We start from the raw sequence: 19,084 nt of genomic DNA on the forward strand, positions 1-19,084 counted from the left end.
CCACCGGGCGCCGCACCAGTCTCTCCTTGAGTTTGCGATATCGAGGTGCCCGGCATGCTGGAAATCGTCCCGCTATCGCCCGCTGGTGGTCACGCGGAGTCCATCCGCAGTCTCAAGCTGGCCTCGGATGTTTCGGCGGTCGTCTGGGATATTCCTGGGCCCTGCTCGGTGCCGCCGCGCTGCACGCGGCAGGATGGCGAGGCCATCGCGCCGCTGGCGAGCCTGCGGCTCACGCGGGTCGATGGTGGCACCCGCATCATCTGGATCATGCGGCCGCGGACGTCGATGCGGCTCGTCGTTTCGGCCGGAACCCTCGGCCCCTCCGAGCGCATTGAAGTCGACCCCGCCGATCCCTTCATCGGTGCCGATGTCGCGGCGCTTGTCGAGGATCTGGACGGTCGGGCTCGCATCTCCTTGCTGACGGCGCTTCTGACCTCCTGGTGCGGCGCGTTCCGGCTTTCCCGCTCGGCCACCTATGCCGAAGCCATCCAATTGCTGGCGAGCGAGCTGCAGCCGGGCGATGCCCGCGCTGTCGTCGCCTGCCGGCCGACTCGCGACACCGCCATCGTCGAATTCGCCACGACGGCGGATCTCGGCACTGTCGGCTCCGCCCACGTGGTCACCGCACACGGCGTGCGGCGACTGACGGTGGAAGCCCATGCCCGCAAGGCCGACAGTCATGGCCGCCGTGCCATGGTGCTGCTCGCCGACGGCGACGCGGCGATGCTCGGGGCCGGCACGCTGGTGCTGGTCGGTGAGCACGGCATTGCCATCCGGACTCTCGGTCAGGCCACCAAAGCGCCGCTCAGCCTGCTGCGCTGGTGGGGCGCGCGTCGCAATGACAGTGCGCTTACGGAATTCCTGGTGCGCACGCTCTCCGTCCGCTCGGAAGAGGCGCGGCTCGCGGTCATCGACATGCAGGCCCGTGCCGCCGTGCCGGCCAAGGCCACCGAACTCGCAGCCTTCCAGCCGGGCGCGGAAGTCGACCTTGCCCTGTCGCTCGATGGCGGCCTTCTGGTCGGCGGCTGGTTCCGCGATCCGCAGGGTCTGATTGCCGGCGTCGATCACGTCGCGGCCGGCGAGACGAGGGCGCTCGAAGCCGACTGGCATCTGTTTCCGGGGCGCGTCGGCACAGCCGAAGGCACCGCCCGCGACGACGCGACGGGCTTCATCGCCTATCTGCCGCACGACAAGCCGGCGGGACCGATCCTGCAGCCGCGCTTTCGCCTGCGGCTGAAATCCGGCGGCGAGATCAGCCTGATCCCGAGGCCGCAACCGATCGACGCGGCGACGATGCGGGCCGGCGCCCTGCGCGCGGTCCCCTTGCAGCATGCAACGGGAACCGTGCTCTCCGAGACGCTCGGGCCGGCGCTGGCCGAAATCCAGCGACGCGTCGTCGCGTCCGTGTCGGTAGCGAGGACGGAGCATTTCGGTCCGCGGCTCGCGGAGCCGATGTTCTCGATCATCGTGCCGCTCTACCGCGTGCTCGATTTCCTGCGCTTCCAGATTGCGGCCTTCGCGACGGATCCGGGCCTGCGCGATCAGGCCGAAATCATCTTCGTGCTCGATTCGCCGGAGCAGGCGGACGATGTCAGCCATCTGCTCGGCGGACTCTACCGGCTCTACCAGATGCCGATGACGCTGGCGGTCATGAGCGGCAATGGGGGCTATGCGCGCGCCAACAATGCCGGCGTGGAGCTGGCGCGCGGGCTGATCGTCAACCTGCTGAATTCCGACGTCATTCCGACCGGGCATGACTGGCTGTCGCGGCTCTCCGATCGGCTCGGCGGCCCCGGCAAGGTCGGCGCGATCGGCCCGAAATTGCTGTTCGAGGACGGCTCGCTGCAGCATGCCGGGCTCTATTTCCAGCGCGACGCGCGCGGCACGTGGCTGAACCACCACTTCTACAAGGGCATGCCCGGCGGCCATGCGCCCGCCAATGCGGCGCGCGCGGTGCCCGCCGTCACCGGCGCCTGCCTCGTCATGATGCGGGACACGTTCCAGGACGTCGGCGGCTTCACGGAGGACTATGTCATCGGCGACTACGAAGACAGCGACATCTGCCTGAAGATCCGCGCGACGGGGCAGGCGATCGCCTACGAGCCCGGGGTCGCGCTCTATCACCTGGAGCGGCGCTCGATGCGGCGCAACGGCGACTACATGCGCGGCATCGCCTCCCGCTACAATTCCTGGCTGCACAGCCAGCGCTGGGACGGCGTCATCGGCTCGCTGATGCAGGAAAGCTTCGAGCGGCCGGAGCCGGGTTCCTCCACGCCCGCGGGCTCGCGCAGGAGCGCGGCATGACGGCAGCGGTTGCTTTGAAGCCTGTCTCCGACGCGGTCGCGGCCCGACCGGATTTTGACGAGGCCCGGCTGGCCTGGCTGCAGGAGACCCTGCTCGCCAACCGGTTCCTGCCCGAACCAACCGCCGACAGCATCTTCGTCGGCGACGGCGACTTCCGCGCCATCGGGGTCGAGTTTCTGGGTCATCTCGTGCGCTTCGGAGGAATCCTGCCGGACGACCGCGTGCTGGACATCGGCAGCGGCATCGGCCGGCTCGCCGTGCCTCTGACGCAGTATCTCTCGCCGGCCGCCGCCTATTGGGGCATCGACCCGGTGGCCGAGGGCATCGCCTGGTGCCGCGAGCGGATCTCGCCGGTCTATGACAATTTCCGTTTCGACCGGATCGACGTTGCCCATCACATCTACAATCCGAAGGGCACCATCAAGGGCGAAGCGCTGCAGCTTTCCTTCGAGCCCGAGAGCTTCGATTTCATCTTCATGGTCTCGGTCGCGACGCATCTTCCGCCGCGCGAAATCGCCGCTTATGTCCGCGAGGCGCAGCGGCTGCTCGCTCCGGGCGGGCGGCTGTTCATCACCGCCTTCGTGCTCGACGAGACGGCTAAGAGCGCCTTGCCGCAGCGCGATCCGCGCCTGCAGTTCAAGCGCGAGGGCGAGGGGCCGGCCTGGCTGGTCGATCGCACGGCGCCGCTCGGCGCGGTCGGCTTCGACGACGGCTTCTTCGAACGCGTCATTCAGCGCTTCGGTCTGTCGCTCTGCCTGAAGAGCCTCGGTCACTGGCGCGGCCAGCCGGCGGCGCACTACCAGGACATCCTCGTCGCCGAGAAGAAGGGCTGAGCATGGCGGAGCGCATACTCGTCGTCGCCCACAATCACCCCGATCTGCATCCGGGCGGCACCGAAATCTTCGCCCATGACCTGTTTCGCGCCTATCAGCGCGCGGGAGTCGAAGCCCTGTTCCTGGGGGCGACCAACCGCATACATCGGGACGAAAAGCCCGGTACCAGCTTTCAGGGCATCGGCAACGGCCAGGACGAGATCCTGCTCTGGGCCGGCCATTTCGACCGCTTCTTCATGAGCCAGGTCGATCTCTACGGCGTCATCCCCGATCTGGAAGCGCTGCTGACGGAGTTCCGGCCGGACGTCGTGCACATCCACCATCTGCTGCTGATCGGCGCGGAGTTCCCGGCGCTCGTCCGGCGGGTTCTGCCGGAAGCGCGCATCGTCATGACGCTGCACGACTACTACCTCATCTGCGCCCATGACGGCCTGATGATGCGCACCAGCGGGCGCGAGCGCTGCCACGGCGCCTCGCCGGACCGCTGCCACGGCTGCTTTCCGGAGGTCGGCGCCGACCAGTTCCTGCTGCGCGAGCGCTACCTGAAGACGCTGCTCTCGGCCGTCGATCGTTTCGTCTCGCCGAGCGCCTTCCTTAGGGACCGCTTCGTCGCCTGGGGCCTCGATGCCGATCGCATTGACGTCATCCCCAACGGCCAGCCCGGCGACGGTCGGCCGGTTGCGCGGTCTCGCGGCACGGACGGGGCGCGAAACGTCTTCGGCTATTTCGGCAACCTCAATCCCTGGAAGGGCGGCACGGTGCTGCTTGACGCGGCCGAGCGGCTGATCGGAGCCGGGGTCGATTTCGAGCTGCGCGTCCATGGCGGCACGCCGTTTCAGGCCGAGACCTTCAAGACGGAGCTCGACGAGCGGTTCGCCCGCACCACTTCGCATGTCGTCCGGCGCGGCGCCTATCGGCGCGAGGATGTTCCGCACCTGATGGCGGCCGTCGACTGGGTCGTCGTGCCGTCGATCTGGTGGGAGAACGCCCCGCTGGTCATCCAGGAGGCGCAGCAGCAGGGCCGTCCGGTGATCGTCAGCGGCATCGGCGGCATGGCCGAGATGGTCGAGCACGGCTTCAATGGCCTGACGGTCGCGCCCGATGATCCCATCGACCTGGCTCGCGCCATGCGGCAGGCGGCCGGCGATCCCGATCTTTGGTTGCGGCTTTCCGAGAATGCCAAGTCGCCGCCGACGATCGATGTCGTGGCTCGCAACTATCTCGCCCTGTTCGGTGCGCTCGAGCGCGCCAGGATCCCAGCCTGAAGGAGGTTGCCATGTCAGCCGCCGAAGCCATTCCGTTGCATCCGAAGGACGATACCCAGGCCGCGCCGCTGGGAGTGACCGGCCGGGTCGACGCCATCGACAACGGCCGTCTCTACGGCTGGGCCTTTGATCGCAGCCATCCGAATGCCCGGATGCAGATCATCGTCTCGCTCGGCTCGCAGAAGATCGCCGAGGTGACGGCCGACAAGCTGCGCTCGGACCTTCGGCGCAACGGCGTCGGCGACGGCCAGCATGCCTTCGACATTCCGCTGCCCGAGGCCGTGACGGCGCGGCAGCGCGATCTCTCGATCGTCGCCGTGTCGCCGACCGGCGAGGAACGCATTCTCTATGCGCCGACACTGGACGAGCAGGCGGCCGAGGCACTGATCGCGGCGCCGCTGACGCGGGTGCTCGAAAAGCTCGAAATCCTGATGGCGGCGCAGCGCCAGTTGCAGCTGAACCAGCGCGGCGTGCAGCGGGCGGCGACGGAAGGCGAAGGCGCCGCCCGTGGCACCGAAGTGCCGCCGGCCCAGCTCGAGCACATCGAGACGACGCAGGGCGAGATCGTCAACCGGCTGTCGGAGCTCGAGATCTTCCTGATGCGCTTCGACGGGATCGTCGCGGGGCTCGAAAAGCGCATCGACGCGCTCTCGAAGCGCGGGCGAGGCGAACCGAAGCCGCTGATGCTCGTGATGACGACGCTCATCGGCATCGTGGTTGGTGCCGGCGTGACGCTCGCCGCCTTCCTCAAGTGACCGGGAAAGGAACGGCATGATTCAGGATGGCGACAAGGGGCGTGAGGCGAAGGCGGGGCAGGGACCCAGGCCGCCGCTGCGCCAGGGTGGCGGCCCGACGCCGGCCGTCGAGAACCTGATCGCCTGCCCGATCAACGAAGCGTTCGTCCTCGTGCTCGGCGCCGGCGTGCCGATGAGCGGCGCGCAGGCCGTGATGCTGAACGGCGATCCGACGTTGCCGGGCAAGGCGCCGGTGGTCAGCTGGCCTCTCGCCGATCCCAAGGGGCGCGGCTCGCATGGCTTCGTCGCCCTGGTCTTCGCCGGCCCGCTCAAGGGCGAGCGGCTGAACACGCTGGCCTTTCGCGCGCAGGGGCGCGCCGCGTCCTATCGGGTCTCGCCGGACCTGATGCGCCCCGCCACGCTGGCGACGGCGCTGATCGAACTGGCGGGGGCGCACCTGCCGGCCGTCATCGACGCCATCGTCGCCATGCTCAGCCAGGGGCCGATGAGCCGGCGCAAGCTGACGGCGATGACGACCTTCGTCGAGGCGAGCGCCAAGGCGGACGGCTTCATCGAGATCATCGGCGCCTTCGAGGAGGGCGACGTCTATCTGCAAGGCTGGTCGTCGGATGTCCGAGCCGGCGTCAGCCGCGTGCTGATCGCGGGCTCGACGGCGCAGATCGCCGAGTGCACCGGCGCCGCTTTCGATCGGCAGGATCTGGCCAGCACCGGCAAGGGCTTCGCCGCCGTGCTGGTCGCGCCGGAACCCATCGATCCCTTCGGCATGCAGCGCGTCTACTTCCGCGGCCGGGATGGCTGGCGCTATTCCGATGTCTACGAGCAGCGCCTGCTCGCCTCGCCGCGCGACACGCCCGGCTACGCCCGTGCCATCCTTCCCAAGGTGAGGGGCTCGGCCGAGGTGGTCGGCCGGCTGCGTGACGCGGCCTATCGCTATGAGGGACTGGATACGGTCTCCGGCCTCGCGCTGCCGGTCCGCATGGCGATCGATCACGCGTTCCGCGTCGAGCAGGGTGGCCTGCTCGTCGGCGGCTGGCTTCTCGATCCGGACCACCGGGTCGAGTCGGTCAAGCTGCGGCGCCGGCAGGTCACGATCGAGCTTCGCGAGACCTGGAGCCGGATCGAGAGGCCGGACGTATCGTCGGCCTTCGACGGCAAGGCGCCGTTCCCGGCCCGTTTCGACCAGAACCAGCATGGCCACGGCTTCGCGGTCTTCATTCCGGACTTCGACGCCGATGGCGGCGCGCCCGTCTATATCGAGCTCACCATTCCCCATTGCCCGCCGGCCTATCTGCCGGTCGTTCCGAAGCGCGTCAGCTATCGGGAGGCGGTCAGCCGGCAGCTGAAATCGATCAGCGCGCGCGCCGCCGCGATGCCGGAGATCGTCGAGCGTCATCTGATCCCGCTCGTCGCCAGCGCGGCCACCAAGGCTCCGGCGGCCGAGCGGATCGAACATGTCGGAACGAATGCGCCGGGCGGCGACACGACGCTGGTCATCGGGCTCGACGAGCAGACGACGGATGTCGCGTCGCTGGTGGCCCTGCTCGCGCTCGACGCCGAGGTTCGGGCCGCGCCGATCGTCCTCGCCGGGCCGGACCGCGTGATCGCCACGCTGCGCGGTGAAATGCGCCGGCTCGCCGAATTCTACGGCCTCTCGCTCCAGATGGTCGCTGTTACCGGCTGCAACGACGTCTTCGATGCCCTGATCGTCGGCTCCGGCGCGGCCAAGACCGATCGCGTCGTCCTGTTCTCGGGCTCGCTCGTCCCGGCCGGGCGCGGCTGGTTCGGCCGGCTCTGCGCGGCGCATCGCGAGACCGACGCCACCGCCATCATCTCTCCGGCACTTCTCTACGAGGATGATTCCATCCGCTGGGCCGGCTACCGGCTGGGCGGCGAGGACGGTGGCCTGGCCGAGAACTATGTCGGCTATCCTGTGGCGACGCTCGCGACGCTCGCACCCGCGGCAACGCCGGTCGCCAATCTCGAATGCTGCATCGTCGCGAAGGCGGCGATCGCCTCGCTGGGGCAGGGCGGACACGGCTATCTCGGCAATCGGGCGAAGGGGCTCGACCTGGCGCTGCGGCTGTCGAAGACGGGCCTCAAGGCCTATTGGCTGCCCGCGGTGCGATTGCTCGGCGCCGAAGCGCCGGTGGATCGCCTCAACGCGTGGGAGGCCCACGCCCGCAACATCGACCGGGCGGTGCTCGATGTCCGCTGGTCCGATACGATTGCCGCGATGACGCAGGCGGTGGCGGCATGAATGACGAACTTCGCGTCCTGGTTGTCAGCCACGGCCATCCGAGCCTCTCGCTCGGAGGAGCCGAAATCGCCTCGCACAACCTGCACAAGGGACTGAACGCGCTGGCCGGCCTCCGCTCGGTCTATCTGGCCCGGGTCGGCGCCCCGACGCCGCGCCATGCCGGCACGGCGCTGATGAGCCTGCGCCAGAGCGCGTCCGACATCCTGTTCCATAGCGACGACTACGACCACTTCTTCCTGTCGAACCGCAACACCGACGATATCCGCCGCGATCTGGTTCGGTTCGTCCGGGACCTGCAGCCGCATGTCGTGCATTTCCATCACGTCCTCGGCCTTGGGCTGGAAGCGCTCTATGCCGTGCGGGAGGCGCTGCCGGACGCCGCCATCGTGGTGACGTTCCATGAGTTCCTGTCGATCTGCCACCACCACGGGCAGATGGTGAAGACCAAGGGCCAGCAGCTCTGCCGCCGGGCCTCTCCCACGGACTGCCACGCCTGTTTCCCCGATATCGCGCCGGCGCGCTTTCTGAAGCGCGAGCGCTTCGTGCGGTCGATGCTGGAGCTCGCCGACGCCTATGTGTCGCCGAGTGCCTTCCTGGCCCAGCGCTACGCCGCCTGGGGGCTGTCTGCGGACCGCCTGTTCGTCATCGAGAATGGGCTGGCCGTCAGCGAGCCGGCGCCGCCGCGCGCCTTGCCGGGCACCGAACAGCGCCGCAGCCGCTTCGCCTATTTCGGCCAGATGACGCCGTTCAAGGGCGTCGACGTGCTGATCGACGCGGTCGCCCGTGTGCCGGAGCGCATCTGGGGCGAGGATTCGCGGCTGATGATCTTCGGCGCCAATCTCGAATTCCAGCCGCCAGAATTCCAGGCCCGCATGAAGAAACTGATCGAGGACGCGGGAAGCCGTGTGCGCTTCTACGGCTCGTACCAGAACAGCGAGATGCCCGAACTGATGCAGACGGTCGATTGGGTCGTCGTGCCCTCGATCTGGTGGGAGAATTCGCCCGTCGTGATCGAGGAAGCCCTGTTCCACGGCCGGCCGCTTCTCTGCAGCAATATCGGCGGCATGGCCGAAAAGGTCCGCAACGGCACGGACGGACTGCATTTCAGGGTCGGCAGCCCCGAGGATCTGGCCGACCGCTTCGTCGAGGTGCTCTCCGACGGCTCGATGTGGGAGGGGCTGCGCCAGACCATGCGGCGGCCCATCGGCCATGTCGACAGCGCCGAGCAGCACCTGGCCCTCTATCGCGCCATTCTCGGCCGTCATCACGCCGCGGCCGAGGGCCCGGCCGAACACCACGAACTCGCGTAACGATTTGCGCGCAAGCCGCCCGCTAAGGGCAGCATCCCTGGGGGGAGAAGGAGACCGGTATGGCACGTTTGCTGGTGATGATTCCGTCAGGCGAAATTTACGACCATGATTGCGTGCGCTGGTACCAGTACCAGAACATCCAGCGCTCGATCGACAACTACCACAACATCGGCGACGCCTTCGTCTTCGACTCCTCTCTGAAGCTGCTTAACTTCGAGAAGGTCGGCGTGCTCGAGATCAACAATCCCGACTGGGATTCGCTCGATCGCCTGCGGGAAGAGTACGACTATGTCATGCTGCGTGGCTCCAACTACGTGCATGGCGAGATGCAGTGGCACGACACGGCCGCCGTGCTCCGCAAGCTCGGCCTGCCGGTGCTCGCCTTCGGCATCGGCGCGCAGGCGCCCGTCCGGGGAAAGCTGGAGCTGACGGAGCAGACGCGCGACGTACTGCGCGCGATGTCGGAACTGAGCACGTCGATCGGCGTGCGCGGCGCCTATTCGGCGCAGGTTCTGGGCGATCTCGGCATCGACAATGTCCGCATCATCGGCTGCCCGACGGCGTTTCGCCGGCTGGACCCGAACCTTCGTATCACGCTGTCGCCGCTCGCCGAGGTCGAAAAGGTCGGCCTGACGATCCGGCGCGAGGTTTCGCCCACCTATGCGCAGGACATCCAGCGCTACCTGAACTTCCACCGCGACCTGGTGAAGACGCTCGCCAACCGCTTCGACACCACGCTGATGGCGCAGGGCGAGGTGGAGGAGAAGAAGATCGTCCTCGGCACGGACGAGCAGAAGGAAGAGGCGATCGCCGCGCTCCGCGCCAATGGCTGGGCCGCGAACTGGTATTTCGACGACGGCATGGAGAAGCTCTACCGCGAGCGGTTGTTCTATTCCGACGTGGTGGCCGACTACGAGGCGCTGGTGCAGCGGCTCGACCTTGTGCTGGGCTATCGCCTGCACGGCAATCTGATGGCGCTCGCGAACGGCGTGCCGTCGATCTACTTCACCTATGACAGCCGCACCGCGGAGTTCGCCGAGACCTATCGGATCCCGAGCTACGACGTCTTCAGCGACGAAGCTTTCGTACTCGAGGACTATTGGGACCAGGGCCGCTTCGATGCCTTCAACGCGGCCTGGCGCGACGTCTATGACGAGACGCGTGCGTTCCTGCTCGAAAACAACGTGGATACCAAGCTCGCGCCGCGCGTTGGCGCCGCCGAGCCTGCTGATATGCGGAAAGTGGCCTGAACCTGTCGCTTTGGGGGATTTGCGATCATGGTCGATATTCATGGGACACCCGGCAATGACACGATCTTCGGCACGCCGGCGGCCGACAATCTCTACGGGGAAGACGGCGACGACAGCATCCGGCCCTATCTCGGCGCGGATCTGGTCGACGGCGGCGACGGTATCGACACGGTCAACTACATCGACAGCGCGGCGGCGATCGACGTCGATCTGACACGGGCGACCCAGCTCGGCGGCGACGCCGAGGGCGACCGGCTTCTCTCGATCGAGAGCATCTGGGGCTCGCGTTTCAACGACAGGATCGCCGGCACAGCAGGTGACGAGATCATCAAGGGCGATGCCGGCAACGACGTGATCGTGGGTGGCGGCGGGCTCGACCGCATCAATGGCGGCGCGGGTGACGACCGGATCGAGGTCTCAAGCGTCTCGATCGTAGAGGGCGGAACAGGTAACGACACGCTGGTCGTCGATGTCAGCGATTTCCGCTCTGGCGAGACGGGCGGACCCGGTTTTACCGTCTGGCATCAGCCGAATGGCGATCTGTCGCTGATCGACGACGGGGACTATCTGTCTCCGCACGGCAAGCTCGCGACCGGCATAGAGCGGCTCGAGTTCTACGGCTCGGAGCATGACGACATCGGTTTCGGCACCAGCGGCGACGACATCCTCTATGGCGGCGCCGGTAATGACGATCTCGGCGGCTTCGGCGGGGCGGACTGGATGGATGGTGGTGACGGCAACGATCATCTCTGGCAGGAGCTGACGAACAACCATTCGCCGCCGGCCAATCCGAATGTTGTCATGCTGGGTGGGGCCGGCGACGACACCTTCTCGGCGCGGATCGATTTCGGCCTGATCGACGGCGGCGACGGCTTCGACACCGTGTCGATCGACGCGGTGGATTCGGACGGCGACGTGACCATCGATATCCGCCCTTGGGGCGCGATCGGCAGCAAGATCGTCAACGTCGAGAGCTTCCAGGTCGCGGGCGCCTCCGGCAACGACCTGCTCCTCGGCGGCAATGGTGACGACACGTTCCGCGGCTATGGCGGCGACGACGTCATCCATGGCGGCAAGGGCAATGACTGGCTGATGGGCCTCGACGGCGACGACGTGCTCGACGGCGGCGCGGGGGCGGATCGCATCGACGGCGGCGCCGGCCGCGACCGGGTCGACTATGGCGGCTCGACCGCCGGTGTCGACGTCAATCTCGGACGCGCCACGCAGGTCGGCGGCTTCGCGCATGGCGACACGCTGACCTCGATCGAGGACATCTGGGGCTCGAACTACAACGACATTCTCGTTGGCGACGCGCTGGCGAACGTCATCCATGGCGGCGCGGGCGACGACCGGATCAATGGCGGCGGCGGCTTCGACCGCATCAATGCCGGCGCCGGCAACGACACCATCTTCATGAGCAATTTCGACCCGGACTGGATCGATGGCGGCGACGGCGTCGACATGCTGCAGATCCAGACGCCCTCCAGCGGTTCCTACTGGATCGACATGCAGAGCGGCACGTCGTCCACCGGCGGCATGTTCCAGAACATCGAGAAGCTGACGCTGTTCGGTCCGCTGCTCGGGCCGAACGGCCTTTACCAGCCGGTCGACCTCAACGTCATCGGCGCCAGTGGCGACGACTACATCCAGCTGCTGAACACCGGCGGCGTCGTGACGGCGCGCGGCGGCACCGGCAACGACACGATCTTCGGCGGCAAGATGGACGATACGCTGCAAGGCGACGACGGCGACGACCGGCTGCGCGGCTTCCGGGGCAACGACACGCTGACCGGCGGCGCCGGCGCCGACACCTTCATCTTCGACGGCCAGTACAATGAAGGCTTCGACCGCATCACCGATTTCAATGTGGCCGAGGGCGACCATCTCTATTTCCAGCCGGTCTCCGGCCGCGCCTTCGCCAACTACCAGGGTTTCCTGGCGCATGCCCATGACACGGCGGAAGGCGTCCATGTCGATTTCGGTTTCGGCAGCGGATTCCTGATCGAGAACGTCACGCTCGCCGAGCTCAGCCCGGACCAGGTGAGCTTCTATTGAGCCCCGCGACCCTCCAACATCCAGAGCAGGAACAAGGAATGACCGTTCTCGTGACCGGCGGCGCCGGCTATATCGGCAGTCACATGGTGCTGGCCCTCGCCGACGCGGGGCGTGAAACCATTGTCCTCGACGACCTCTCCACCGGGTTCGCCAACCAGGTCCCGTCGTCCGTGCCGCTGATCCGCGGCGATTGCGGCGACGAGGCGCTGGTGGCGCGGCTGGTCCGCGAGTTCGGCGTCACGGCGATCGTCCATTTCGCCGGATCGATCGTCGTGCCGGATTCGGTCAAGGATCCGCTCGGTTACTACTTCAACAACACGGTGAAGTCGCGCGCGCTGATCGCGGCCGCGGTCGCCGGCGGCGTGCGCCATTTCATCTTTTCCTCGACCGCCGCCGTCTATGGCGAGCCCGAAATCAGCCCGATCGCGGAGAGCTCGGCGATGCAGCCGATCTCGCCCTACGGGGCCTCCAAGCTGATGACGGAATGGATGCTGCGCGACACGGTGGCCGTGAACGAGCTTCGTGCCGTGGTGCTCCGCTATTTCAACGTTGCCGGCGCCGATCCCGCCGGCCGTTCCGGCCAGTCCTTCCCGCGTGCGACGCATCTGATCAAGCTCGCCTGCCAGGCGGCGCTCGGCCAGCGCTCGCATCTCGACGTCTTCGGCCAGGACTATCCGACGCCGGACGGCACCTGCGTGCGCGATTACATCCATGTCGGCGACCTCGCTCGCGCCCATGTGCTCGCGCTCGATCATCTGGAGCGGGGCGGGGACAGGCTGACCCTCAACTGCGGCTATGGCCGCGGCTTCTCCGTGCTCGAGGTGATCGAAGCCGTGAAGCGGGTTTCCGGCGTCGATTTCGAGGTGCGCCTCGCGCCGCGCCGCGCCGGCGATCCGCCGTCGCTGGTCGCCGCCACGGATTTGATCCGCGACCGTCTCGGCTTCAAGCCGATGCGCGAGGATCTCGACCTGATCGTCACGGACGCGCTGCTCTGGGAAGAAGCCCTGCGCGAGCGCGCCCGGGCTCCGGAACCGGCCCTGTCCGCCTGAACGTCCACGGCTGCAGGCGGTGCAGAGGCAATGCCGGCGCGATGGTGTCGCGCCGGATTGGCCAAAGGGTGCTGAGATCGCATATAGAGAATGCAAACTGCACCATTTGGCCGGCCCGATCTGTGAAAAATAAGCAATATCAAAGGCATAGAATATCCGTCGCACCTATGCTGGATTGGACGGATCGGCATTGTCGCTATTTCCATCGCCTGCTGAGCGCGCATGCGCTGCTCTATACGGAGATGGTCGTCGCCGAGGCGGTCCTGCATGGCGATCGCGCGCGGCTGCTCGGTTTCGATCCCGCCGAGCAACCCGTCGCGTTGCAGATCGGCGGCTCGGATCCGGCCAAGGTCGCGATCGCGGCCCAGGCCGGCGAGGAATTCGGCTATGGCGAGATCAACCTGAACGTCGGCTGTCCGTCGGATCGCGTCCAGTCCGGCACGTTCGGCGCCTGCCTGATGCGCGAGCCGCAGCGCGTCGCTGATTGCGTCGCGGCGATGAAGGCCGCCGTCTCGATCCCCGTCACGGTGAAGTGCCGCATCGGCGTCGATGACCAGGATCCCGAGATCGCGCTCGACGAACTGGCGGACGCAGTCGTCGCCGCCGGCGTCGATGCGCTTTGGGTCCATGCCCGCAAGGCATGGCTGCAGGGCCTGTCGCCCAAGGAAAACCGCGACATCCCTCCGCTCGACTATGACCGCGTCTATCGCCTGAAGGCGCGGCTGCCGGATCTCTATGTCGGCATCAATGGCGGCATTAAGAACCTGGACGAGGCCGAGACGCATCTCCGCCATGTCGACGGCGTCATGATCGGGCGCGCCGCCTATCAGGAGTCGGAGCTGCTCGCCGATGTGGACCGTCGCTTCCACGGCGTCGAAGGCCGGATGCGGCAGCCGCGCGAGATCATCGAGGCGATGCTTCCCTATATCAAGGCGCAGCTCGCCGCCGGCACGCCGCTCAGCCATATCGTGCGGCATATGCTCGGCCTCTATCACGGCCGTCCCGGCGCGCGCCGGTTCCGGCAGATCCTGACGGTCGAGGGCGCCAGCCGGAATGCCGGCGTCGACGTGCTGCATCGGGCGATGGATACGGTGGAGGAAATCGCCGCCGAGGTTGCCGCCGCCTGAAGCGAAGGTCCTTTGTCGGACGGTGCCTTTATCGCCGCGGCAGGGCTCGCTATGGATGGAAAGCCAACCGCATCCGGCGGATTCTGCCTGCAACGAAAGCGTTCCCGACATGACGATCCGTGGCTTTACGATCGACGGCTTCCTGATCGCGCTTGTTCTTGTGGTTCTCGCCGCGATCGCCCTTCCGGGCCCCGGCGCCACCGGCGGCGTGCTGCACATGGACGCGATCTCCACCTATGGCGTGGCGGTGATCTTCTTCCTCTACGGCCTGACGCTCGCGCCCGAGCGCATGCACGCCGGCATTCGCCACTGGCGCGTTCACGTCGCGGTGCAGCTCTGCACCTTCGTGCTGTTCCCGATCGTCGTCCTCGTCTTCGGCACGCCGTTCAAGAGCTTCATTCCGAGCGAGGTCTGGATCGGTTTCTTCTATCTCGCGGCGCTGCCGTCGACCGTTTCCTCGTCGGTCGCCATGACGTCGCTGGCGCATGGCAACGTGCCGGTCGCGATCTTCAACGCCACGTTATCGAGCCTGATCGGCGTCTTCGCGACGCCGCTCCTGATGGCCTGGTTCCTGTCGTCGTCGGGCGTCGGCATGCCGCTCCTGCCGGTCATCGGCAAGATCGTGCTGCTGGTGCTGCTGCCGATCGTCGTTGGCCAGGTCGCGCGGCATTGGCTGTCCGGCTGGGCGACGCGCCACATCAAGGCGATCCGAATGGCCGACAGGGCCATCATCCTGGCGATCGTCTACAATTCCTTCTCGGATTCGATCCTCGAAGGCGTCTGGGCCGGGAACGACGCCAGCATGATCGCGATCATCATCGTCGGCGTGATCGCCCTGTTCTTCGTGATCTACGGGCTGATGCTGATCCCGTGCCGGCTGATGAACCTGAACCGGGCGGATTCGATCGCGCTGCTGTTCTGCGCTTCCAAGAAATCGCTGGCGACGGGCGTTCCGCTCGCCAAGCTGATGTTCGGCGCGTCGCCGGCGCTCGGCCTGATCATCGCGCCGATCATGCTCTACCACTTCTTCCAGCTGGTGATCGTCAGCGTCATCGCCAACCGCGAGGGGCGTCGCGCGCTGGCGGTCGCCGGAGCCTGAGCCTGAGCGAGGCTCAGTCCCGGAGTTCCTCCAGCCGGGCGGGAAGGGCGTTCATCACGGAGCGCCGCTCGTCCTCGGTCATGCGCGACCAGTTGCTGATCTCGTCCAGCGTCCGGCCGCAGCCCTCGCAGCGTTCGGTCTCGGGGTCGAGCACGCAGATGCTGATGCAGGGCGTGATCATAGCGTCGCGACGATGGCGACCAGATAGGTGATGAGGGCGATCTGCTGCGCGGCGCCAAGCGTGTCGCCGGTCTGGCCGGCGATCTGGGCAGAGCAGAGAAGCTGGAACGCGTAGCTCGCCAGCGCCGCGACGACGAGGGCGATGAAGGCGTCGACCAGGCCCGTTCCGGCAGCGCCGGCCAACAGGGCCACGACGACGCCGATGGCGACCGCGCTCCAGCGCGTCTCGCTCGTCGGCCGGCCGGTCGCGCTGGCCAGGCCTTCGAAGCGGGCCGACGGCAGGGCGGTCCAGAGTTGCACCATCGCGGCGCGTCCGACCACTTCCGCCGCGATCAGCGACATGGCGACCGGCAGAGCGCCATAGGGCAGCAAGGCGCCGATCAGGCTCGCCCGCAGGATCAGCGACAGGATCAGCGCCACGCCGCCGAAGGTGCCGATGCGGCTGTCGCGCATGATCTCGAGTTTTCGCGAGGCCGTGGCGCCGCCGCCGAAGCCGTCGGCGGTATCGGCAAGGCCGTCCTCGTGCAGGGCGCCGGTCAGCGCGATCGTCGCCCCGAGCGAGAGAACGGCGGCCGCCATGGGCGGCAGTCCGGCTGACGAAGCGATCACAGCCACGATGGCGCCCACCGCGCCGACGAGCACGCCGACGAGCGGGAAGGCGCGGGCGGCCACGCTGAAATCGGGCCGGCGCTCGGGATCGACGCCGAGCCAGGCGGCGGGGAGGCGCGTCAGAAACGCCGTCGAGGCGGCAAGCTCGGATGCGGATGCTCGAAACATGGTGCGGTATGGCTCGTCGGTCATGTCAATCGCCCCTGATCGGCGGAACGCGGCATCGACTCGCTGTCATCCGAGCTTTGCGGTGCGCCGGAGGAGCGTTATAGATCGCCGCGCCCCCGGCCGCAAAGCGCGCCGTTTCCGACCACCCCGCATAAGCCGAGATCCCCATGGCCCGCTCCGCTACCGGACTCCCCTTCGACGACATCCGCGCCCTCTTTGAACAGCTGCCGGCTCGCGACGAGGACGCCGTCCTGGCGATCCGCGCGCGCGACGCGCAGCTGACGAAGCCGGCCGGATCGCTCGGGCGGCTGGAAGAGCTCGCCGAATGGCTGGGCGGCTGGCAGGGCAGGACCCGGCCGGCGGTAACCCGCCCCCTGGTGGCGATCTTCGCCGGCAATCACGGCGTCGCGGCGCGCGGCGTCTCCGCCTATCCCGCCAGCGTCACGCAGCAGATGGTCGAGAATTTCGCGGCCGGCGGCGCCGCGATCAACCAGATCTGCATCACCTATGATCTCGGGCTGAAGGTCTTCGATCTCGCGCTCGATATCCCGACGGGCGACATCACGGTCGAGGCCGCGCTGGACGAGGCCGGCTGCGCCGCCACCATGGCGTTCGGCATGGAAGCGACGGCGGGCGGCATCGACCTGCTGGCGATCGGCGAGATGGGCATCGGCAATACGACGATCGCCGGCGCCGTCGCCGCCGGCCTGTTCGGCGGCACGGGCCGGGACTGGGTCGGCCCGGGCACCGGCGTCGACGCCGAAGGCGTGGCGCGCAAGGCGGCCGCGATCGATCAGGCGCTGGAGCTGCATGCGGCCCATCTCGGCGATCCGCTTGAGGTTCTGCGCCGGCTTGGCGGCCGCGAGCTCGCCGCCATGGCGGGCGCCATCCTGGCGGCGCGGATGAGCCGCATCCCCATCATCGTCGACGGCTACGTCGCGACGGCGGCAGCGGCCGTGCTCTACAAGATCGATCCGTCGTCGCTTGATCACTGTCAGTTCGGCCATGTCTCGGCCGAGCCGCCGCACGCCAAGTTGCTGGAAGCGATGGGCAAGAAGCCGCTGCTCGATCTCGGCATGCGCCTCGGTGAGGGAACGGGTGCTGCGATGGCCGCCGGATTGATCAAGGCCGCCGCCGAGATCCACACCGGCATGGCAACCTTCACGCAGGCGGGCGTTTCGACCCGCGAGGGCTGAGCTAGCCGGCCGAGCGCAGGCGCACCACGGTGCCACCGGCATCGGTGGGCTCGGCAACGACCGGGCTCACCATGCGCGGCTCCATGACCCGCGCGCGGGGGAAGCAGACGATGGCTTCCGTTCCCTGATCGACGGCCGAGCGAAGCTCGAACGTGCCGCCATGCAGCCGGGTGATCGCCTCGACGATCGCCAGGCCCATGCCGCTGCCCTGTTCCGCCTTGCGGATGCCGGCCTCGCCCTGTCCGAAGGCGGACAGCAGGTTCGGCATCTCCTCGGCCGGGATGCCGGGGCCGTTGTCGCGGATCGAGACATACTGCCCACCGCCGGCCGTCCAGCCGATCTGGATATCGATCCGGCCGCCCGGCGGGGCGAATTTGATGGCGTTCGAAAGCAGATTGAGGACGACTTGCCGGGTACCGCGCGCGTCGGCCAGGAGAGGCGGTAGATCCGTCTCCGTCGCGAGCGACAGCGTCTGTTCCCGGCTCTCGGCACGCGAACGGACGAAGTTCATGCACTCTTCGGCGAGCTTGGCCAGCTGGACCGGCTCCTCGCGCAGCTCATAGCTTCCAGCCTCGAACCCCGAAAGCTCCAGGATTTCATTGATCAGCGACAGCAGATGGCCGCCGCTCTGGTGAATGTCGGCCGCATAGTCGCGATAGGTGCGGTTGGGCAGCGGGCCCAAGAGCTCGTCTTTCATGACCTCCGAGAAGCCGAGGATCGCATTCAGCGGCGTGCGCAACTCGTGGTTCATCGTGGCGAGGAAGCGCGACTTGGCGAGGTTCGCCTCCTCGGCAGTCCGGACGGCCCGGCCGACCTTGGCGCGGGCGCTCTCCAGTTCGACCGTCAGCTTGTGATTGTCGACGTCGCGTTTCAGGAAGGCCTGCATCAGATCGTGCAGGCGCTTCGCATGGGCGAGGCACGCCATCGTGGCGATCAGGCACAACGCGGCGAGGCCGACCGAGAGTGGATCCTGACGCATGCAGAGGAGCGTCACGGCGGCAAGCGTTATGGGGGCGCAGGCGGCATAGCCGGCCGCGGGCAGGCCAGCCGAGCCGACGGCGCCAACGGCGACCACCACCAGGGTCACAGCGACCAGCAGCGCGTCGGCGGAAGCGGGCGCGTTCATGGCGAGCAGGATCAGGAAGCTGGCCCAGCTGATGCCGCAGAAGGCCTCGCTGGCGACAAGTACGGATTTCCGTCGGCGGAGTTCCTGCTCTGCCCCCGAAATGTCCATCGTGCGGCCGCAGACTGTTGCCAGCCATGCGTGGAGGAGCAGGGCCGGGGTCGCCCAGAGAAGAAGAGGAACCAAGGGAACCCACGTCGCGGCGCAGAGCGCGGCGATCGGGATCAGCACGGCGGGGACTACCAGGCTGGCGCGGCGATCCCGGGCATATTCGGCGAGCAAGGCGCGATCGAGGACATTACCCGCGCGCTCGGGATCCGCGGCTTCTGCCCGCAGATCGCGAAAGCCGGCCGCTGCCGCGCCGCGCTCTTCAGCGCCTGCGCAGGGGGAAGCTTTCGTCTGGCTGTCACCCGCCGCCGCGGCTCGCATCTGCATGTCGCCACTTCCGTCAGGAAGTATCCGGAATTCTAGCCAAACTTGCGTGCCGAATGCTTAATGCGCACT

General features: G+C 67.5%; 15 protein-coding genes. 12 read left to right on the forward strand and 3 right to left on the reverse strand.

Features of this window, described 5'->3' with window-relative positions; translation table 11 throughout:
• Nucleotides 1-54: 54 nt before the first annotated feature.
• The 11 genes from AC6HZP_RS11850 to AC6HZP_RS11900 all read left to right on the forward strand — a co-directional run bounded on the left by AC6HZP_RS11850 (nt 55) and on the right by AC6HZP_RS11900 (nt 15,304).
• The gene (locus tag AC6HZP_RS11850) at nt 55-2,304 is read left to right on the forward strand and encodes a glycosyltransferase (RefSeq protein ID WP_497526704.1); all 2,250 of its coding nucleotides are present in this window, start codon (nt 55-57) and stop codon (nt 2,302-2,304) included.
• On the forward strand, nt 2,301-3,137 hold the full coding sequence (locus AC6HZP_RS11855) for a class I SAM-dependent methyltransferase (protein ID WP_497526705.1): 837 nt from the start codon (nt 2,301-2,303) through the stop codon (nt 3,135-3,137). Before AC6HZP_RS11850 ends, AC6HZP_RS11855 begins: the two co-directional genes overlap by 4 nt.
• A 2-nt stretch (nt 3,138-3,139) precedes the next feature.
• Nucleotides 3,140-4,402: a glycosyltransferase family 4 protein gene (locus tag AC6HZP_RS11860; RefSeq protein ID WP_497526706.1), complete on the forward strand. Its 1,263-nt coding sequence runs from the start codon at nt 3,140-3,142 to the stop codon at nt 4,400-4,402.
• An 11-nt stretch (nt 4,403-4,413) separates the two neighbouring features.
• On the forward strand, nt 4,414-5,157 hold the full coding sequence (locus AC6HZP_RS11865; RefSeq protein WP_497526707.1) for a hypothetical protein: 744 nt from the start codon (nt 4,414-4,416) through the stop codon (nt 5,155-5,157).
• A 16-nt stretch (nt 5,158-5,173) separates the two neighbouring features.
• Complete coding sequence (locus tag AC6HZP_RS11870; RefSeq protein ID WP_497526708.1) at nt 5,174-7,414, forward strand: hypothetical protein; 2,241 nt, start codon at nt 5,174-5,176, stop codon at nt 7,412-7,414.
• Nucleotides 7,411-8,724, forward strand: coding sequence for a glycosyltransferase family 4 protein (locus tag AC6HZP_RS11875; RefSeq protein ID WP_497526709.1), 1,314 nt, complete (start codon nt 7,411-7,413; stop codon nt 8,722-8,724). Before AC6HZP_RS11870 ends, AC6HZP_RS11875 begins: the two co-directional genes overlap by 4 nt.
• Nucleotides 8,725-8,783: 59 nt before the next feature.
• Entirely contained in the window at nt 8,784-9,974 is a 1,191-nt protein-coding gene (locus tag AC6HZP_RS11880) for a polysaccharide pyruvyl transferase family protein (protein ID WP_497523051.1), read from the forward strand.
• A 27-nt stretch (nt 9,975-10,001) separates the two neighbouring features.
• Complete coding sequence (locus AC6HZP_RS11885) at nt 10,002-12,029, forward strand: calcium-binding protein (RefSeq protein ID WP_497523052.1); 2,028 nt, start codon at nt 10,002-10,004, stop codon at nt 12,027-12,029.
• Nucleotides 12,030-12,067: 38 nt separating this feature from the next.
• Nucleotides 12,068-13,078, forward strand: a complete 1,011-nt coding sequence (gene galE, locus AC6HZP_RS11890) for a UDP-glucose 4-epimerase GalE (RefSeq protein ID WP_497523053.1) — start codon at nt 12,068-12,070, stop codon at nt 13,076-13,078.
• A gap of 122 nt (nt 13,079-13,200) precedes the next feature.
• A complete protein-coding gene (gene dusA, locus AC6HZP_RS11895) occupies nt 13,201-14,205 on the forward strand; it encodes a tRNA dihydrouridine(20/20a) synthase DusA (protein WP_497523054.1) in 1,005 nt (334 codons plus the stop codon).
• Nucleotides 14,206-14,314: 109 nt separating this feature from the next.
• Nucleotides 14,315-15,304, forward strand: coding sequence for a bile acid:sodium symporter family protein (locus AC6HZP_RS11900; protein WP_497523055.1), 990 nt, complete (start codon nt 14,315-14,317; stop codon nt 15,302-15,304).
• Between the two features lie 13 nt (nt 15,305-15,317).
• On the opposite strand, the gene AC6HZP_RS11905 is transcribed toward AC6HZP_RS11900, so the two are convergent.
• Both AC6HZP_RS11905 and cobS read right to left on the reverse strand, forming a co-directional pair.
• A complete protein-coding gene (locus AC6HZP_RS11905; RefSeq protein WP_201403755.1) occupies nt 15,318-15,485 on the reverse strand; it encodes a DUF1289 domain-containing protein in 168 nt (55 codons plus the stop codon).
• On the reverse strand, nt 15,482-16,285 hold the full coding sequence (gene cobS, locus AC6HZP_RS11910; RefSeq protein WP_497523056.1) for an adenosylcobinamide-GDP ribazoletransferase: 804 nt from the start codon (nt 16,283-16,285) through the stop codon (nt 15,482-15,484). The genes AC6HZP_RS11905 and cobS overlap by 4 nt, the downstream gene beginning before the upstream one ends.
• A gap of 143 nt (nt 16,286-16,428) precedes the next feature.
• Between cobS and cobT the strand changes: the two genes are divergently transcribed.
• The gene (gene cobT / locus AC6HZP_RS11915) at nt 16,429-17,457 is read left to right on the forward strand and encodes a nicotinate-nucleotide--dimethylbenzimidazole phosphoribosyltransferase (RefSeq protein WP_497523057.1); all 1,029 of its coding nucleotides are present in this window, start codon (nt 16,429-16,431) and stop codon (nt 17,455-17,457) included.
• Between the two features lies 1 nt (nt 17,458).
• Here cobT and AC6HZP_RS11920 read toward each other — a convergent pair whose 3' ends face one another.
• Nucleotides 17,459-19,015 carry a sensor histidine kinase gene (locus AC6HZP_RS11920; protein ID WP_497523058.1) on the reverse strand — a complete coding sequence of 519 codons (1,557 nt, stop codon included), beginning with the start codon at nt 19,013-19,015 and terminating at the stop codon, nt 17,459-17,461.
• Nucleotides 19,016-19,084 lie beyond the last annotated feature (69 nt).

The sequence above is a fragment of the Kaistia sp. SLG-1 genome, from assembly GCF_059699055.1.

Bases quoted from the DNA above. Each gene is read 5' to 3' on its own strand.
- AC6HZP_RS11850 (WP_497526704.1), top strand. From the start codon at position 55: ATGCTGGAAATCGTCCCGCTATCGCCCGCTGGTGGTCACGCGGAGTCC.
- AC6HZP_RS11855 (WP_497526705.1), top strand. From the start codon at position 2,301: ATGACGGCAGCGGTTGCTTTGAAGCCTGTCTCCGACGCGGTCGCGGCC.
- AC6HZP_RS11860 (WP_497526706.1), top strand. From the start codon at position 3,140: ATGGCGGAGCGCATACTCGTCGTCGCCCACAATCACCCCGATCTGCAT.
- AC6HZP_RS11865 (WP_497526707.1), top strand. From the start codon at position 4,414: ATGTCAGCCGCCGAAGCCATTCCGTTGCATCCGAAGGACGATACCCAG.
- AC6HZP_RS11870 (WP_497526708.1), top strand. From the start codon at position 5,174: ATGATTCAGGATGGCGACAAGGGGCGTGAGGCGAAGGCGGGGCAGGGA.
- AC6HZP_RS11875 (WP_497526709.1), top strand. From the start codon at position 7,411: ATGAATGACGAACTTCGCGTCCTGGTTGTCAGCCACGGCCATCCGAGC.
- AC6HZP_RS11880 (WP_497523051.1), top strand. From the start codon at position 8,784: ATGGCACGTTTGCTGGTGATGATTCCGTCAGGCGAAATTTACGACCAT.
- AC6HZP_RS11885 (WP_497523052.1), top strand. From the start codon at position 10,002: ATGGTCGATATTCATGGGACACCCGGCAATGACACGATCTTCGGCACG.
- galE (WP_497523053.1), top strand. From the start codon at position 12,068: ATGACCGTTCTCGTGACCGGCGGCGCCGGCTATATCGGCAGTCACATG.
- AC6HZP_RS11900 (WP_497523055.1), top strand. From the start codon at position 14,315: ATGACGATCCGTGGCTTTACGATCGACGGCTTCCTGATCGCGCTTGTT.
- AC6HZP_RS11905 (WP_201403755.1), bottom strand. From the start codon at position 15,485: ATGATCACGCCCTGCATCAGCATCTGCGTGCTCGACCCCGAGACCGAA.
- cobS (WP_497523056.1), bottom strand. From the start codon at position 16,285: ATGACCGACGAGCCATACCGCACCATGTTTCGAGCATCCGCATCCGAG.
- cobT (WP_497523057.1), top strand. From the start codon at position 16,429: ATGGCCCGCTCCGCTACCGGACTCCCCTTCGACGACATCCGCGCCCTC.
- AC6HZP_RS11920 (WP_497523058.1), bottom strand. From the start codon at position 19,015: ATGCAGATGCGAGCCGCGGCGGCGGGTGACAGCCAGACGAAAGCTTCC.